The sequence below is a fragment of the Sorangium sp. So ce128 genome (assembly GCF_051525245.1).
Taxonomy (GTDB): domain Bacteria; phylum Myxococcota_A; class Polyangia; order Polyangiales; family Polyangiaceae; genus Sorangium; species Sorangium cellulosum_B.
The window spans coordinates 683643-700184 of record NZ_CP150313.1 but is presented as its reverse complement, the minus strand read 5'-3'; the positions used below and the strand labels follow the sequence as shown (position 1 = coordinate 700184).

The following is a 16542-nucleotide window of genomic DNA, read 5'->3' as shown; positions in this document are numbered from 1 at the left end:
GCGGCCAGGAAGCTAGCGCATGGCCCCTGCACCACGCCCTTGAGGCGCGGTGAAATCAGGAGCTAGCCGATGGGGCTCGTCGGGCGCGCCCTGATCGCTACCTGTCGATCCGGATCGACGGGGCCGTGTTCTCCGGAGCGCTGGGCTTCGACGTGGCCGTGGGCGCTGCGGGGCGAACGGGGCGGCCCCAGTTTCGCCTGCCGCCCGAGCTCGTGTTCGACGGCGCGTCGTCGGTCTTCGCAGGCGCGGCCACCTGCGCGAGCCGCGCGACGGTCTGCACGGACATCTCCGACGGCCCCTGCACGATGGAGTAGGGCTGGAAGCCTTCCTTCTGCAGGGTCAGCCGGCGAGGCGACGCGCGCACCTGCTCGTTCGCGATCGAGAGCTGGAGCGGCGTCTGCCCGAGCGACTTCCCGTCCTCCAGGACGTCGGCGCCCGGCGGGATCGACTCGATGATCAGCATGAACGAGGGCGCGCCCTTGTGATCGCCGGGCGTGCCGGTCGCCGCGGGCGCGGTCGTGGGCGCGGTCGCGACCTCGGGCGTGGCCTCGGTCTGAGCGGGCTTGCGGGTCAGCGCGAACGCGCCCGCCGCCACGACGACCGCGCCGATGGCGGCGAGGATCACCCCCTTGCGACCGCCGCCGGAGGGGGCCTCCTGCGCGCCGGTCGCGCCCTTGGACGCGCCCGCCGCGGTCGCGGCGGCGCCCGGGCCCGAGCCGACGCCGGAGGTGCGCCCGCTCGGATCGTCATCACTCGACGGCGCCGGGAGCGTCACCGCGTCCTTGAGCGCTTGCACCGTGGACGAACGCGACGAGATCTGCACGCCGGGCAGCGACTCGAACGAGGTGATCTGCGTGCCGCCGAACGCTGTCGTCACGCCCATGCCGCGGGCGCACTCGCCGAGGCCCTGGATGAGGGCGTCCATCGTCGCGGGCCGGCCGTCCGGATCCTTCGCGAGACAGCGCATCACGAGCGCCTCGAGCGGCTCCGGGATGTCGACGTCCGGGTTCCGCTCCTTCATGCGCGGCACCGGCTGCTGGAGGTGCGCCATCAGGATCTGGATCGACTTCTCGGACTCGAACGGGACCTTCCCGCAGAGCATCTGGTAGAGGATGACGCCGAGCGAGTAGATGTCGGTCCTGAGATCGACCTTGCCGTGCGAGATCTGCTCGGGCGACATGAAGCGGGGCGAGCCCAGGAACGCGCCCTGCTGCGTGAGCTCTTCCGAGTCGTCGCCCAGCTGCTTCACGAGGCCGAAATCGAGGATCTTGACCGCCTCCTCCGCGTCCTCGTTGGAGACGAGCATGATGTTCGACGGCTTGAGGTCGCGGTGGACGACGCCGTGCTTGTGCGCCTCGCGCAGCCCGCGCGCGATCTGCCGCGCGATGCGCATCGCCTCGGGCGGCGGCAGGCGCCCCTGCCGGCGCACGCGCCGGAAGAGCGTCTCGCCCTCGAGGAACTCCATCGCCATGAAGAACCGCTCCTGATCGTCGGCCTCGATGCGGCCGTAGTCGAAGACGGTGACGATGTTCGGGTGCTGGAGACGCGCGAGGATGCTCGCCTCGAGGAAGAAGCGCTTGTGGAAGTTCGGGTCGAGCTGCCGCGAGGCCTGGTTCGGGATCAAGACCTTGATCGCCACCTGGCGCCCGAGCGGGATCTGCTCGCCGCGATAGATCGTGCCCATGCCGCCGGTCGCGAGCTGGGAAAGGATCTTGAACTTTCCGTTGAGCACCTTTCCGAGCAACGGATCGATCGGCTCGCTGCGCGCTACTTCATCGACGACGTTTTCGTTGGCACCACTCATATGAACTCCGTCGCCTTCCCCGTGCGGGCGCGGGCGAGCCCTCCCCTCGGTGACGATGCCTCGCGATGCGTGAGCCTGGACCTCATGATCGTGGGGAGCGTCGGCGCGTGGGGCCGTCGGGGCAGTCTAAACGGAAGAAATGTCCTTGGCGACCTTTCCTCGATCGCCTCCACGATCGCCCCGTTCGTGAGGCAGGGGCCCCCGCTCGAGAGGCCGTTCGGGAGGCCGTTCGGGAGGCGCCGCACCATGCGCCGTGCGCCATAGCCCCGATCGACGGGAACCGCCAGTTGCTGGCATCGAGCGTCTGCATCGCACCTTCGCGCCACGAGATCCTGCGAGCAGAGTACACTGCTCCGCGCCCGCGCGATGCTCTTCCGATCGTCCTTGTCGGGTGCCGCCGCCGGACGCCGGCCGGTGCGCGCCGGACGTCCCTGCCGGCCTTCTCGCCCTCCCGGGTGGGGACGAGGTAGTAGAGGAGGATGCGACCGGATCGCGCCGTGCTGCGCTGGTGGAGGGGGAGAGAGTACCGGCGCCTACTCGACATGGCGGCGTCCGAGCTCGCCGGCTCGCGCCACGCCGACGCGGAGGCGACATGCGCGCGGGCGCTCCGGATCGCCGAGGAGATCTACGGTGACGGGGACGCCGAGCTGGCGGCGCCGCTCTACGCGCTGAGCTCGGCGCGGCTCGCGCAGGGGCGGCTGGACGAGGCGCGCGCGAGCTCCGCGAGGGCGATCGCCATCGCCGAGGCGGCGGCGAGCACCGATCCGCCGCTGCCGAGGCTGCTCGAGCAGCTGGCCGCCATCCTCGAGCGGCAGGGCGAGCTCGAGGACGTCGAGGCGCTGTTCCGCCGGATGCTCGCGGGCTACGAGCGGATGCGCGACCCCGACCCCATCGAGCTGTCGGCGCTGCTGAACCGGCTCGGCCTGCTGCTCGGCAGGCGGGGGGCCCGCGCCGAGGCGGCGCCGCTCTTCCGGCGGGCGATCGCGCTGCGGGAGGGGGCGCTCGGCGCCCGTCACGCGCTCGTCGCAGAGGCGCTCTACAACGCCGCCACGTTCCTGGAGCTGGAAGAGGACCTCCCGACCGCCGAGCGGGAGGTGATGCTCCGGAGGGCGCTCGAGATCGCCGAGGCGGGGGCGGGCGTGGAGGGGGGCCTCCTCGCGTCGATCCTGCACAACCTGGCGGCCGCCCGGGAGGCGCTCGGGGACACGGCCGAGGCGGCGGCGCTGTACGAGCGCGCGCTCTCCGCGCGGGAGGCGCTGGCCGGGGCCGCCCACCCGTCGCTCCGGCCGACGCTGGTCCGGCTCGCGCAGGTCCACCACGCCGCGGGGCGGCCGTCCACGGCGCTGCCGCTGTACGAGCGGGCGCTCGCGCTCGCCGAGGCGGAGCTGGGGGCGGATCACCCGGTCGCCACGGCGATCGGGGCCTGGATGGCCGAGGCGCGGAGCCGGAGCTGACCCTGCCGCTCCCGTCGATCAGCGCTCGGACGACGGATCGCCGCCTTCGCGCCAGCGCTCGACGAGCTCCGGGAGGACGGTCGAGGCCATCTGGAGCAGGTGCGCCATGTGGTGTTCGGGCGTGTTGCCCCGGAACCCGCGGACATGGAGCTCGCCCACGCTCGCCTCGGTGGTCGGGATCATCTGCTTCTCGAGCTTCTTCGAGACGGCGCCCTCGGCCGCGCGCAGCCGCAGGTGCGGGGGCGCGTCCGACGCGGGCGACCGCTCGACGTGGCGCCCTGCCGCGGCGTCGAGCAGGTAGCTGGCCGTGGCGGAGGAGCTGGCGTACGCGATCGGGTCGATCTCCGAGTGCGTGATGGTGAACAGCAGCTCCTCCGAGGCGGCGAGCTGCGCGGCGCGCGCGAACGAGGCGAGCTGCAGCGGGTTGAGCCCGCTCGGCTGCTCCGGGACGAAGCCGCAGTGGATGCCGTCGGTGACGAGGATCGCGTCGAGGGGCTCGGCGCCGCGGCGGAGCTCCAGGATCTTGGCGACCGCGCCGTAGCCCGCGCTCCACGAGGAGAGGGCGACCCGGCGGAGCCGCGGGGTCGGCAGCCCGCGCTGCGCGAGCGCCCGGTCGATGTCCGCGAGCAGGCTCTCGTAGACGCCCGGCGTCGCGTAGAAGTCCTCGTACGCGCCCGAGCCGATGCCGAGGTTGATGACGGCGACCGCGGCGTTCAGCCCGGCGACCTCGGCGCTCTCGCGGACGAGCTGGGTGTTGCCGTGGAAGTGCAGCAGGAGATCGTAGCTCGACCCGGCGGGCCTGAACGTGTCGGGCGTGAAGAGCACGCCGCCGCGGATCGACGCGTATCCCTCGTGCCGGATCGCGGGCGGCGGCGTCACCGGCGCGGGCGGCGGCGCCGGCGGCTGCAAGCGCGCGAGCCCCTCCGGCGCGACGGCCGCGCTCACCCCGGCGTCCTCGCGCGAGGAGCGCAGCGCGAGCAGCGACGCGCGGTTGACGGGGGTCATGGCGCGGAAGGCCTCGGCGGAGGCGATCGGCATCCGCGCGGCGATCCCGCGCGCGGCGGCGGCGACGACGACGATCACGGTGGCCGCGGCCAAGACGAAGGCCCCGAGGGCGCGCCACACGCGCGCGCGGCGCTCGTCCGGCGAGGGCGCGGACCAGGAGCCGTACGGCCCGGCCCCGGCCATGGGGAAGGGCGGCGTTGGCGGGGCAAAACCGGGAAGGAACGCTTGCTCCTCCGACGCGGGGGCCATGCCGAGGGGAGGCAGGTCGAGGGGAAGACCGCGATCCGGGCAAGCCTGGATCACGGTGACGGGCGGCGGCGTGGGCGTCGGCGATAGGTCCGCAGGCGACCCGTCAGCGCGCACGTTTCCCTTCATTTCGATACCCCTCCCTTACAACGGGGATGTAGCGCCCAGCCCTGGCTCGCCAGGCGCTGCGTCTGTTCCGTGAGCGCGCCGCATGGCGGCAGCGCGCTTCGTTTCTGCTCCTGCCGTGAGCCCGGAAGGCGTCGCGGCAGGCGGAGCATCGACCAGTACGGTCTCGAGCTCAAGCGACAACCGTTCCGTACGCGCATATTTAAGCGTGGCCGTAATACCCTGTCCCCCGCTGGAACACGCGTGGGTGAGCCTGTCGGGCCGCAAAGCGAGGAAGCGGGTGGGGTGTGCCCGGGGCTGCGCAGGTGCGCGCGAGCGGGGACGTGAGCACGCCGGCGACGAAACGCGCACTTGCGCCCCTGTCCGGCACCCACCAAGGTGCTCGGCGCTTGCTCTCCCGCGAGGTCCGCTTCCTGCTCGCAGCGACGCTGCTCCATGCCGCCATCCCGCTGCTCGCGCGGATCGCGGGCGCCCCGGGGCCGGTGCTCGAGGCCCGCTCGAGCGGCGCGCGCCGCGAGGTGGAGATCGAGATAGAGCCCGTCGCGCCGCGCGAGGCGGAGCAGGACGAGGCGCGCACGCCGGACGAGGCACGGCCGCGCGAGGCGGAGCCGGTCCTCGGCCGGACGGCGCGCCGCGAGCGGCGGCCGCTCGATCCATCAGCGCCGCCGGCGCCGACGGAGGCGCCGGTCGAGCCGCGGGAGGGTCCCGTGGCGCCTCCGGCCCCGGCGCCCTCGAGCGAGTACGACGGGCCGCCGACCGCCGAGGCGCCGCGCGGGGTCGCCGGCCTCGGGGGGGCGCCGGTGTGGCAGCTGCCCGGCGTTCTGCCGGATCGCGCGCCGCCAGCGCCGGCGCCGACCGCGCCGGCCGCGCCGCGCGAGGTCTCGGCGGACAGGGCCGGCGAGCTGCTGCGCGAGGCGATGCGCGATCGGGACAAGACGCTGGGGCTGGATCTGCCCGCCGCCGGCACGGTCGCGTCCGTGGTGGCGGACGCGGTGCGCTCCGCCGAGACGCCCGCGACGGCGCGCGCGGTGTTCGAGGTGCACCTGAGCGGCGCCGGCGTGGTGCTCGGGGTGCGCGCGCTGTCGTCGACGGCCGGAGCGGCGACGCTCTGGGCGCGGGTGGCGCGCGAGGCGGCGGCGCAGCTCGCCGGGCGCGTGCTCGCGATGACCGCCGCGTTCGCCAAGGGGGCGAAGGTCTACGTCACGGTGAGCTCGTCGGTGCAGATGCCGAGCGGCGCCACGTCGGGCGGGATCCACCACCAGGGCGCGGGCTTCGGGTTCGACGTCGCCGACATCGGGGCCCGGCCCCGCCGCCTGGTCCAGTCGAGCTTTCGCGTCGAGGCGATCGACTGAAGCGATCGCAGAGGCGGAGGCGCGCGACGCGCGCGAGCTCGGGCGATCAGCGGCCCCGGCGCGCCGTCCAGCGCCTGTAGCGCGCGGCGCTCGCGGCGAGGCCGATCCAGAGCAGCCCGAGCAGGCTCAGCGCCGCCGGGACGCCGGTGAGCCAGACGAGCGCTGGCAGCGGCGGGCGCGTCGGGCAGGGGCGGCGCGTGTCGAAGCGGCAGGCCTGATGCCGATCGAGCTCCTCCGCAGCGGCGCGGACCTCGGCGACGTCGTCTGGCAGGCCCCGCAGGGCCGCGGAGGCCATCATGTACGCCGCAGAGGCGGCGCGATCGTACGCCGGGTCGGCCGGCACGCGGTCGCGCACGAGCTCGCTCAGCCGGGCGGCGCGCTGCGCCGGCGCCTGCTCGGCCAGCGCTCCGGCGAGGTGCCGAGCGAGCGCCTCGTCGAGCTGCAAGGCGCAGGCGACCGCGCGATCTTCCCCAGGCGTGAGGTAGACCGTCTCGCCCGACGCCGTCTGGCGCGGCTCCGTGCCGGACGCCGCGACCGGCCTGCGCAGCGCCACCCGCGCCCCGCGGACACAGCCCGGGACCCTTGGCAGGGCGCGCAGGTGCACCGCGGCGTAGCGCTGGTATGCGACGCCGGCGATCGCGCCGAGCGAGAGCGCCAGCGCGAGGAGCGCGGCGACCCTGCGCGCGCCGGCGCCCTCTCCGGCGCCGGCGCGCGCTGGCGGCGCGGCGCGCTCCTCGCCGGTCTCCGGCGCGGGAGCCGGCTCGCCGGAGGGCTCTCGGGACGACATGGCCGGCGGTATGGACAGCCGCGACGACGCTGTCAATGCGCCGTCACGAGGGGGGCTCCGCGCCGGCGAGGCGCGCCACCTGCGCCCACGCGCGGGCCGCCTCCCCGTGCCCGGTCGCGGCCGCGAGCTGCGCCAGGAACTGCGCGCACGCCTGCTCGCCGTGGGGATCCTCGGCCTCGCGGGCGCGCGCGAGGGCGCTCAGCGCCTCGAGGAGCGCGCCCTCCGTGCGGCCCGCGGCGGCCAGCGCGACGCCGTACGCGAGCAGCGCCCGGGCCCGCTGCGAAGGCGACGCGTCGGCCTCCGCGGCGATCCGGAAGCGCCGGAGCGCCTCCTCCTTCGCGCCGCGCCCGAGCGAGATCAGGCCGGTCATGCGCTCCGCCAGCTCGAGGTGCTCGCCGGTGCGGCGGAGCTCGCCCACGAGCCGCTCGAGCGTGCGGAGGTCGCCCTGGACGAGCGCCTGCTTGGCCAGCTCGGCGAGGCGGACCGCGATGTCGTTCATCGACAGGACGGGCGACTCCGTGGTCTTCGCGAGCGGATCACCGGAGGCGTCGCCGCACGGAAGACCGACGTCCGGGGAGGTCGCGTCGGAAAAGTCCTTGGACGTGTCGTCCGGTTGCGCCGCGGGCGCGCCGGCCACGTCGCCCGCGCCCTCGCCGCGCTCGCCCTCCGCGGCGAGCGCGGAGCGCGCCGCGCGCTGCGGCTCCGGCGCGTCGCCGACCACCTCGATGGGCGTGCGGAAGGTAGGCGGCTGGCTCGACGAGCTGTCCGGCGCCCCGTCCCGGTGATCTCTCGCGGTCTCCTGCTCGTCGGCGAACGCGAGCAGCTCCGCGGCCGAGCCCTCGAGCAGCGCGTCGCCGGCCGCGCGCCCGGCGCGCCCGGCGAGATCGGCCGCGGAGCGCCGATCGCCCGCCTTCGCGGCGTGCCACGCGGCGTCGGCGAGGCCGAGCACGCTGGCGTGATCCTCGACGACCCGCGCCGCGGCCAGGTGCCACGCGGCGCGCTCGCCCGGCGGGACGCCCGCGAGCAGGGCGTCGCGCAGCGTGCGCGAGGAGAGCCGCAGCCAGCCAGGCTCCGGGCGAAAGAGCCAGCCGGCGCCGAGCAGCGCCGCCTGGACCGCGGCGACCTTCGGGGCGCCGGTGCCGTCGCACAGCGCGTCGATCGCCGCGTCCGACGCGTCCCCGCCGAGGGTCGCGAGCGCGGTGAGCACCGTGCGCTGGCCGATCGCGAGCAGGCGCAGGCGGGCCTCGATCGAGCGGAGCGCGGGGGGCGCGGCGAGCTCGGCGCCGGTCATCGTGCGCGGGGGCCTGCCCCGCCCGGCGCTGCGCCGGCGCGGCCCGACGCTCCTGCCGATCCAGCGCAGCGCGCCGCTCTCCAGCGCCTCGCAGAGGAGCTCGCGCACGGCCAGCGGGAACGCGGGCGCGCGCGCGGCCCAGCGGCGCGCGCCCGCCTCGTCGATGCAGCCGTCGAGGAGGCGGCGGACGAGATCCTGCGCGCCCGGCGCGGAGAGCGGCCCCAGCGTGACCGTCGCGGCGGGGGTGAGCGCGGTGAGCGGCGCGGGGAGCGGCTCCGAGCGCCCGAGCCGGGCGACGGCGCGCGGGCCGCCGCCCGGCGAGAGGGCGAGGGCGATCGCTTCGAGGCTCGCGGCGTCGACCTCGGAGGCGTCGTCGACGGCGAGCAGGCCGACGCGGACGTCGGACGGGGCGAGCCACACGGCGAGCACCTCGGCGGCGATCCTCGGCTCGACGCCCTCGCCGGCGAGGAGCCGGGCGAGCGCGGGCTTCAGCCGATCCGGGAGCACCGGCGCGCGGGCGCGGCTCTTCTCGGCGCGGAGCGCCGCGCGCGCGAGGGCGCGCCGGAGCGCGCCGAACGGCTCGCGCGAGGCCCCGATCGGCGCGACGAAGAGGCTCCGCGACGGCGCGAGCAGCCTCTCCAGCTCGAGGAGCAGCCGCGTGCCGCCGGCGCCGGGCTCGGCCCGGACGATCGCGAGCGAGCCGGGGGGCACGGCGAGCTCGGCGAGCTCGGCGTCGCGGCCGATGAGCGGCGGCTTGCACAGGCGCGCCACGCTCTCGGCGACCTGCCTGCGCAGCGGCTGCTGCGCGTCGAGGCGGAGGCCGCGCACCCGGCGCGCGCCGTCGATGCCGCGGTGGGCGCCGAGGGTCATGAGCTCGCCCGAGATCACGGCGGCGAGCGCGGGATCGAGGAGCACGTCGCCGGGGAGCGCGACGCGGGCGAGCATGACGGCGACGAGCAGCGGCTGCCCCCAGGAGAGCGCGGTGAAGCGTCCCGCCTCGCCGACGTAGGTCATCTCGCCCTGCGCGATGCCGACCGCGAAGCGCGCGTCGGGGTGCACGGCGGCGTCCTCCGCGGCGAGCGCGGCGAGCAGCACGGCCTCCTCGACATCGTCGGGGGTGAACTCGAACGAGAAGGTCTGCGCGCTCCAGGCGCACAGGGTGGCGCCGAGCGCCTCGGCGCGCTTCTTCAGCGCGAGCGCCCTCGCGAGGTAGCTCTCCTCGCCGCGCGCGGCGCCGCCGGCGGCGCGCGCGGCGCCCTTCTGGCGCGACGGCGGCGCGGGCGCCCGCGGCGCGCCGCGGCGGCCGGGCCACGGAGCGACCGCGTCCGTGCTGTCTGGCTGCGAGAGGGCCGCAGTACCTCGAAAGGACACGACGATGCGCTCCGGCATTGCGGCGAGTGTAGCGGGGCGGAGGGCGCGTGGGCGGTTCTCGGCGCGCGCCGCGGTACGGTGGATCCTCGATGCGCCCGCCTCCCCCGCGCGCCGTGAGGCCGGGATCTCGCCCGGCGCGCGCCGTCGCGCTCGCCGCCGCGGCGCGCGCCGTCGCGCTCGCCGCCATGGCGCTCCCCTCCCCCGCGGCCGCGAACGGCGTCTTTCCCTCGGCGGACCAGATCGTGTTCGACCCGGCGGATCCAGCGCGCGCCGTCGCCCGGATGACGTACGGCCTGCTGACCACGCGAGACGGGGGCGCGAGCTGGCGCTGGATCTGCGAGGGCGCGGTCGGGTACGACGACACGGCCGGCCAATCTCCGCCCATCGCGGCGGCGGCGAGCGGCCGGGTGCTCGCCGCGCTGGCCGACGGGATCGCGGTCGGCGCCGAGGGCGGCTGCGCCTGGACGCGCGCCGCGGAGCTCGCGGGGCGGGAGGTGATCGATCTCTCGGTCCGGCAGGGCGATCCGTCGCACGTCGTCGCGGTGGCCGCGGGGACCAGGCATGGCCTCTGGGCGTCGCGCGACGGCGGCGCGAGCTGGACCGGCGCGGGGGCGCCGCTCCCGGCGGGCTTTGTGGCCCGGACGGTCGACGTCGCGCCGTCGGATCCGCGGCGGGTCTATGTGAGCGGCCTCGCGAGCGAGGGCGGCGCCATCAAGGGGGTGCTCGCGCGCTCGGCCGACGGCGGGGAGACGTGGCAGACCGCGGCGGTGCCGGGGAGCACGACGTCGCGCGAGCCGTACATCGCGGGGGTCGATCCGCTCGACGCCGACGTGCTGTACGTGCGGATCGCGAGCGCGCCGGGGCGCCTGTTCGTCTCGACGGACGGCGGGGCGGCGTTCGCGCCCGTGTTCACGACCGAGGGCTTCGTGCGCGCGTTCGCGATCTCGCCGGACGGCGCGACGGTGGCGGTGGGCAGCGACGTCGACGGCGTCTTCCGCGCGCCCTCGTCGACGCTGGCCTTCGAGCGCGTCTCGAGCGTCGCGCCGCGCTGCTTCGCCTGGACGGATTCGGGCCTCTACGCGTGCGCGAGCGAGTTCCTGGACGGCTTCACGATCGGCCGCTCGCTCGACGGCGGCGCGACGTTCGAGCCGCTGCTCCAGCAGGGGTGCATTCGTGGTCCTCTGGAGTGCGCGGCGAGCACCGCGGTCGGAGCGGTCTGCCCGACGGACTGGCCGAGGATCGCGCTGATGACGGGCCACCGCGACTGCACGCCGGACGCCGGTTCACCCGCGGCCGGCAGCGGCACGAGCGCCGTCGCGACCGGCGCGACCGGCGCCGGCGCGGCGGCGGCGAGCGGCGGCGGCCAGGCGAGCGCCGCGGGTGCGGGCGGAGCGCCCGATGCGCCAGGCGGCGGGATCCCGCCTTCTGGCGGGGCGCGGCCGAGCGGAGCGGGCTGCGGCTGTCGTACCGGCGGCGTGGAGGAGGGCCGGGCCGGCGCCGTTGCCGCCGCGTGCCTCGCGGCGGCCGCGGCGGCGCGACGGAGGTCGCGACGCGCTGGCGTCATCGTACGAGGGGTGCTCGGCCGAGCCAGGACCAAAACGGGCAGCCTCGAGGAACGCCCCTGAGCGGTCGCCACGTGTCAGGGAGAGATGACGACCCGCTGCGCGGCCGTCCCGACGTCGCCGTTCGGGTCCTCCAGGGTGATCTCGATGTCGAGCGCTTGCCCCCGGACGGCCTCGACCGGGAGCCCCCGGTCCACCTGGAAGCGCACGCCATCGATCTCGCAGCCGCCCTCCCCGGCCTTGTGCAGCGTGATCTGCGCGGTGAACGGAAGGAGCTCGAACTCCAGCTCGGGGAAGTACCCCTCCACGGTCAGGCGCGAGCCCATCTGGCGAATTCCGGTCACGCGCAGCGCGAGCCACACGTGGTGCCCCCCTTGAGGGCCCGCCTCGATCGGCACCACCTCGCCATGCTCCAGCGAGGCGAACGCGTCTCGCCCCTGCCCGATCACGACCGCGGGGTCGCCAGAGGACGGCGTCTTGCATGCATCGCTCGCCGACGCGATCCACAGCGGGTCGTAGTCGTCGAGCGCGGAGGGGTCGATGAAGGGGTCGACGCACGCCCCCGCCGCGCAGGTCGCGCTCGCCGCGCAGGAGGTCGCGCAGCACGCCTCGTCGAGCGAGACGGGCAGGAGCACGCTCCGTCCGGAAGCCGCGCGGGTCGTGGCCTTCCGCGTCACGATGGGAGAGGCCTCGCCATCGCGGAACGCCGCGATGGACAGCTCGACCTCCGCGCCGTCCCGCGCTGGCCCCACCTCGAGCTCCGCCGGGAGCGACAGCTCTCCCCTCCGATACGAGAGACGCTCGGCGCGCGTGACGACGCCATCCACCTTCGTGGTCCTCTCGACGCGCTCGATATCGAAGCCGACCGCCAACTCCGTCGTGAGGCCGAACACCACGAGCGCATCGGCCGCGTCGCTCCCGCAACCTGCGGAGCACAGGGGGAGCAGCGAGAGCAGCGTCCCGGGGATCGGCCGCACGCTCATCTGGGGCCGATCAGCTCGACGTGTGGGATGAACGCTTGCGGCGCCGCGCGAGCCAGCCCGCCGCGGCCGCGAGCGCGGCGAACGGCGCGGCGAGGGAGGCCTTGCTCGCAGGCCTGAAGGCGCACATGCCAGCGGCGAGGTTCCCGTCGATGCCGTCCGGACCGATGGTGACCTCCGCCTCGGCCTCCACGCTGACGCCCTGCGCGAGCAGCGCGTTCACGCACGCTGGGATCTGCGATCCGGAGATGATGTACTTCCCATTGCAGAAGAGCGCGCCGTCGCCGCTGCAGGAAGCATCGCAGTTCGCGCGGAACTCGTGCTCGCAGTCCTCGAATTCCTCGTTCTGACATGTGGTCTGGCAGTCCATGTTCGCGCCGGCCGTGCACGAGCCCCCGCAGCACTCGATACAGTGCTGGTAGCAGTCGCCGTCCACCGTCACGCACTGGGCGTCGCACTCGCTGTCGCAGTTCGCGTCCCACGTGGCGGCGCACTGGGCGGCATCGACGGCGCCGGAGCAATCGACGTCCCGCGTGGTGGTGCACTCTTTGAAGCAGTTGTGGGAGCAGGTGATCGCGACGCCGCGGGCGCATTCCCCCGAGCACTGCTCGGTGCAGCTGTCCGTGCAGCCCGCCTCCGCCGAGAGGGTGCACTCCGTCTTGCAGACTTGCACGAGCTTCGTGGCGCACGCGGTCTTGTAGATCCCGAGCTCGCTGCAGCCCGCGGTGCACTCGCCCGTGACGCGCACTTCACAGTTCGACAGGCCCTCGAAGCGAATGTTGCCGCACTCCGGGACACCCGCGCTCGCCGGGAGAGCGGCGGTGATACAGACGGTGATGCTCGCCAACCCGAACCACATGGATCTTCGCATAGGTGCACTCTCCTCCTCGACGGCCGCGAAATTCGATCCTACACAAGGCGATCGCCGCGAGGAAGCGACATCGCCGCGGCGCAGGTTTGCGGCGCACGGGACGCGTTGTTGTGTTGTGTACGCGTGTACGCGGGCACGCGGAGCGCATGTGGAGACGTGGAGACGTCGAAACGCGGGTTGAGGGGGATCGACGTGAATGGGGTCACGGGCGCGGCGCGCTGGTGTCACCTGGCGCGCGTCGCTGTCACCTGGCGCGCGCTGGCGGCGCGGCGCGCGGGGCTCAATCTGCGGGCCAGGGGTTCGGCGGCTCCGCCGGCGTGTAGGGCTGCACGTTCGCCTCCGCCGTGATGAGGTTCTCGATGAACAGATCGACGTAGCGCAGGTCGTCCTCGACGTCGGGGTCCGGATGATCCGCGAGCCACGCCTCGACGTTCGGCCGCAGCGCCTCGAGCGTGCGCCGCGCGGTGCGGGGGTCGGCGTCCGCGGCGAGCTGGGCGGCGAGCTTGAACCCGGCGAAGAGGTTCAACATCACGAAGCCCTTCTCGACGGTGTCGCCGGAGAAATAGCCGGCCTCGGGCGGCGCGTCGGGCGCGCTCGGCGCCTCGATGTCGACCTCCTGCGCGTGCGCCTCGCCCGTCAGCGGGTGCCGCCACGACAGCGCGAGGCTGCCCACGGCGCGCGGGTCCTCGACGCCTTGCTGGTCGGGCTTCGGCACGAGCTCGAGCAGGATGGCGCCTCCGCCGCCGCGCCGGCCGGAGCCGACGGGCTCCGCGGCGCTCGTCCGGCCGGCGAGGAAGAGGCTCGGGATGTGCACGGCGCCGCCGCGCTCGCCGCCCTGCCAGCCGTTCGTGCCGTACGCGCCGCGCACGACGTAACCGTCGCCCACGGCGACGTCGAGCTCCACGTCGAGCGCCAGGGGAACGAGGAACGTCTTCACCTCCTCGGCGAAGACCTCCTCCACCGCCTTCGGGTCCTCGAGGAAGTAGAAGTTGCCCGCGCCGACCTCGCTGATCCCGCGCATCGCGTCGACGTCGAACTCGGCCCCGACGCCGATGGCCGTGAGGCCGATCCCCTTCTCCGCGTAGCCGGCCGCGAGCGACACGAGGCGCTGAGGCGAGGTGAGCCCGGCCGTGGCCACGCCGTCGGACAGGAAGATCACGCGGTTCTGCCAGGCCGGATCGAGGTGCTGCTCGGCGAGCGCGTACGCGGTGAAGAGCCCCTCGTACAGGTTGGTCGACCCCCGCGCGGTCAGGCCCTCGAACGCCTCCGTGAGCGCCTCCCTGTCCGAGCCCTCCGCCTGCTCGAGGACGACCTCGGCCGCGTCCGCGTAGCGGACGAGCGAGATCCGGTCGGTCGGCTGGAGGGCGCCGATCATCTCGACGAGCCCCGCCCTGACGTAGGCGATCGGGTCGCCTTCCATCGAGCCGCTCGTGTCGACGGCGATGACGAGGTGCAGCGGCGGCCGCTCGAGCGCGCCGAGATCCACGGGCGAGTTCATCCCGATCTGGATGAGCGTGCAGGGCGAGCCGCTGATCATGTTGCCCATGATCCCGAGCAGCCCGTGCATGCACACGTCCTCGCCGCAGGTCGCGGCCGGGTAATCGAGCTTGTGCTCGGCGAAGAAGCCGACGTCGTCGAGCGTGTCCGGCCCGGGGATCTCGCCGTCCTCGAGGATCTGCCGGAACAGGCCGAAGTCCTGCGCGCCGCCCTGGGAGACGCCCACGCTGCCCGGGGGATCCGTGGGTGCGGCGAAGCTGCCCCGTGCGTCACCGGAATCGGCGCAACCGGCCGCGCCGAGCGCGGCGGCGGCGCCGAGCGCGAGGACATCATGGATTCGGAGCTTCATGGCGTGACCTCCTACGGCGCCGCGGTGGCGGCGACCAAGACCGACTCGAGCAGGCGGGGTTGATCGACGGGAACGGTGAAGCACTCCGCGTCGCGCACGGGCATGTCGTCGGCGCGCACGAGGAAGAGCGCGCCGGCGCCCTCGGCGAGCTCCGCGCTCTCGCCGGGCCGCAGCGAGACGACCCCGGAGACGCCCTCGCCGAGGAGCGACGCCTCGAGCGGCGCGACGAGGCTTCCGCACGCGTCGTGGAACGCGTCGCAGCCCGGGAGCGGCGAGAGATCGGCCGAGAAATCGGCGGCCGGAAGCCGGCCCACCATCGACCAGCGGGCGAGCACGTTGCCTCGCAGCGCGAGCACGGCGTGCGTCGCGCTCTCGATGTGGATGCCGCGCGCGAAGGCGAGCTGGTCCCGCGGGAGCTCCGGGTACCTGCCGCCGTCGATCGCGACGGAGCTCACGCGGAGGACGTCGCCTTCGCTGAACGGGATCGCCTCGGCAGGAGCGCAGAGGAAGAAGGTGTCGCCGCGCTCGAGCGTGAGGGCATGACAGCCGTCCGGAGACGACGTCACGCCGGTGAGGACCCCTGCCCCGGGGACGGGCAGGGTCCAGTCGAGCCCGCTCCCCGCGGCGTACGCGCCGCACGCGCTCACGGGCGACGGCGTCTCGAGGGGCGGCGCCGGGAACACCGCCGGGTGCTCGGCGAGCTCGAGCCTGGCCCCGGCGCGCTGCAGCGCGATCATCCGATCCGGCTGCGGGTTCTCCGTCGACGTGACGAGCAGCTGCTCCGGAAACTCCGCCGCGGACCACGCGAGGAGCGTGAGGGGCAGCCCGTCGGCGTCGATCAGGGTTGCGTCGCACCCCGCGTTGCCCAGCGGCAGCGCGCGGCCGGGCGCGATGAGCCAGGTCTCGGCGTTCGCGAACAGATCGCGCGAGAGGGCGCTCGTCGGGTCGTCGAGCACGACGCCGCAGTCGACCCGCACCGACTCCCGCAGGCGCCGCACGCGGATGAGCTGCTCGGTCCCGGTCGTGTTGCCGATCACGAGCGACGCGAGCTCCTGCGGCTGCGGCGGCGCGCACCCCTCGGCCTCGCCGCACGGAGGCGGATCGTAGCTCGTGGCCACGCAGGACAGGCTGCCCGCCATCAGCGCCAGGCGGTGGGCGACCGGACGCGCGGGCTCCGGCCGCGCCATCGCCTCGGCGAGCACGCGGTACGAGGCGAGGAGGACCGGCAGCGCGATGAGGTCCGTCGGATCGACGGTGATCCGCCACGGGAGCGGCGTGAGCGCCATGAGCCCCTCGACCGCGCGGGCGGCCTCCGGAGCGAGCTTGATGGCCGAGAAGACGACGCCGATGACGACGTGCGCGCCGAGAAATCCCCGGCGCGAGGTCACGCGGAGCAGCGAGGCGAGGACCGCGGGCGCGACCAGGAGCCCCGCGAAGTCGCTGAGCTTCCCGGTCAACCACCCAGGGAGCACACCAGAGCCCTTGAGGGCGTGATCGTTGAGGACGAGGAGCGCCAGGGCTCCTAACCACAAGGGGTGAAGGAGCGTTCGAGTTGAGCGCAGATCTCGGGCCATCGGGAGCTCTCCTTCCGTGCGATAGAGGCCATCGCGGGCGGCCGAGCAAGCGAGCGGGGCGCTCGCCGAGGTTCGGCCCCAAGCAAGCGCCATACCCTGAACAAACAAACATCAATTCAACCAATTACAACGCAACGCGGCCGCGCGCCCCTGACGCCGGTGTCAGGCGTCAGGGCTGCGGCGGGCGATGGTTCGCGTGTCCGCGGCGCCCGAGCCCCTGGGCCGCTCCCCCCGAGCGCCGGATCGACCGGCGGAGCATCGCCCGCCGACGCG

The 16542-nt window shown here is 74.6% G+C and carries 11 protein-coding genes; 3 read left to right on the top strand and 8 right to left on the bottom strand.

All coding sequences use genetic code 11. The features are described from left to right. Positions 1–97 precede the first annotated feature (97 nt). Positions 98–1804 (bottom strand): serine/threonine protein kinase, encoded by a 1707-nt coding sequence (locus WME82_RS02810; protein ID WP_438041563.1) that lies wholly within the window; start codon positions 1802–1804, stop codon positions 98–100. A gap of 479 nt (positions 1805–2283) precedes the next feature. Between WME82_RS02810 and WME82_RS02805 the strand changes: the two genes are divergently transcribed. Next, positions 2284–3258: a tetratricopeptide repeat protein gene (locus WME82_RS02805; protein WP_438041562.1), complete on the top strand. Its 975-nt coding sequence runs from the start codon at positions 2284–2286 to the stop codon at positions 3256–3258. Between the two features lie 18 nt (positions 3259–3276). Here WME82_RS02805 and WME82_RS02800 read toward each other — a convergent pair whose 3' ends face one another. Next, the gene (locus tag WME82_RS02800) at positions 3277–4638 is read right to left on the bottom strand and encodes a hypothetical protein (protein ID WP_438041561.1); all 1362 of its coding nucleotides are present in this window, start codon (positions 4636–4638) and stop codon (positions 3277–3279) included. Positions 4639–5024: 386 nt separating this feature from the next. On the opposite strand from WME82_RS02800, the gene WME82_RS02795 reads away from it, so the two are divergent. After that, positions 5025–5987, top strand: a complete 963-nt coding sequence (locus tag WME82_RS02795; RefSeq protein WP_438041560.1) for a hypothetical protein — start codon at positions 5025–5027, stop codon at positions 5985–5987. Positions 5988–6033: 46 nt separating this feature from the next. On the opposite strand, the gene WME82_RS02790 is transcribed toward WME82_RS02795, so the two are convergent. Further along, on the bottom strand, positions 6034–6774 hold the full coding sequence (locus tag WME82_RS02790; protein WP_438041559.1) for a hypothetical protein: 741 nt from the start codon (positions 6772–6774) through the stop codon (positions 6034–6036). Between the two features lie 43 nt (positions 6775–6817). Next, entirely contained in the window at positions 6818–9454 is a 2637-nt protein-coding gene (locus WME82_RS02785) for a hypothetical protein (protein ID WP_438041558.1), read from the bottom strand. A 71-nt stretch (positions 9455–9525) separates the two neighbouring features. On the opposite strand from WME82_RS02785, the gene WME82_RS02780 reads away from it, so the two are divergent. After that, a complete protein-coding gene (locus WME82_RS02780) occupies positions 9526–11061 on the top strand; it encodes a WD40/YVTN/BNR-like repeat-containing protein (RefSeq protein ID WP_438041557.1) in 1536 nt (511 codons plus the stop codon). 14 nt (positions 11062–11075) lie between these two features. Here WME82_RS02780 and WME82_RS02775 read toward each other — a convergent pair whose 3' ends face one another. The 4 genes from WME82_RS02775 to WME82_RS02760 all read right to left on the bottom strand — a co-directional run bounded on the left by WME82_RS02775 (position 11076) and on the right by WME82_RS02760 (position 16269). Continuing rightward, on the bottom strand, positions 11076–11981 hold the full coding sequence (locus tag WME82_RS02775; RefSeq protein WP_438041556.1) for a hypothetical protein: 906 nt from the start codon (positions 11979–11981) through the stop codon (positions 11076–11078). Between the two features lie 10 nt (positions 11982–11991). Next, complete coding sequence (locus WME82_RS02770) at positions 11992–12849, bottom strand: hypothetical protein (protein ID WP_438041555.1); 858 nt, start codon at positions 12847–12849, stop codon at positions 11992–11994. A 280-nt stretch (positions 12850–13129) separates the two neighbouring features. After that, positions 13130–14695, bottom strand: a complete 1566-nt coding sequence (locus WME82_RS02765) for a vWA domain-containing protein (RefSeq protein WP_438041554.1) — start codon at positions 14693–14695, stop codon at positions 13130–13132. An 11-nt stretch (positions 14696–14706) separates the two neighbouring features. Then, the gene (locus tag WME82_RS02760) at positions 14707–16269 is read right to left on the bottom strand and encodes a hypothetical protein (protein WP_438041553.1); all 1563 of its coding nucleotides are present in this window, start codon (positions 16267–16269) and stop codon (positions 14707–14709) included. Between the last annotated feature and the right edge of the window lie 273 nt (positions 16270–16542).

What these genes read in the sequence shown, in the direction of transcription:
- WME82_RS02805 (WP_438041562.1), top strand. Translation starts at nt 2,284, where the DNA reads ATGCGACCGGATCGCGCCGTGCTGCGCTGGTGGAGGGGGAGAGAGTAC.
- WME82_RS02770 (WP_438041555.1), bottom strand. Translation starts at nt 12,849, where the DNA reads ATGCGAAGATCCATGTGGTTCGGGTTGGCGAGCATCACCGTCTGTATC.
- WME82_RS02780 (WP_438041557.1), top strand. Translation starts at nt 9,526, where the DNA reads ATGCGCCCGCCTCCCCCGCGCGCCGTGAGGCCGGGATCTCGCCCGGCG.
- WME82_RS02760 (WP_438041553.1), bottom strand. Translation starts at nt 16,269, where the DNA reads ATGGCCCGAGATCTGCGCTCAACTCGAACGCTCCTTCACCCCTTGTGG.
- WME82_RS02810 (WP_438041563.1), bottom strand. Translation starts at nt 1,804, where the DNA reads ATGAGTGGTGCCAACGAAAACGTCGTCGATGAAGTAGCGCGCAGCGAG.
- WME82_RS02765 (WP_438041554.1), bottom strand. Translation starts at nt 14,695, where the DNA reads ATGAAGCTCCGAATCCATGATGTCCTCGCGCTCGGCGCCGCCGCCGCG.
- WME82_RS02775 (WP_438041556.1), bottom strand. Translation starts at nt 11,981, where the DNA reads ATGAGCGTGCGGCCGATCCCCGGGACGCTGCTCTCGCTGCTCCCCCTG.
- WME82_RS02785 (WP_438041558.1), bottom strand. Translation starts at nt 9,454, where the DNA reads ATGCCGGAGCGCATCGTCGTGTCCTTTCGAGGTACTGCGGCCCTCTCG.
- WME82_RS02790 (WP_438041559.1), bottom strand. Translation starts at nt 6,774, where the DNA reads ATGTCGTCCCGAGAGCCCTCCGGCGAGCCGGCTCCCGCGCCGGAGACC.
- WME82_RS02800 (WP_438041561.1), bottom strand. Translation starts at nt 4,638, where the DNA reads ATGAAGGGAAACGTGCGCGCTGACGGGTCGCCTGCGGACCTATCGCCG.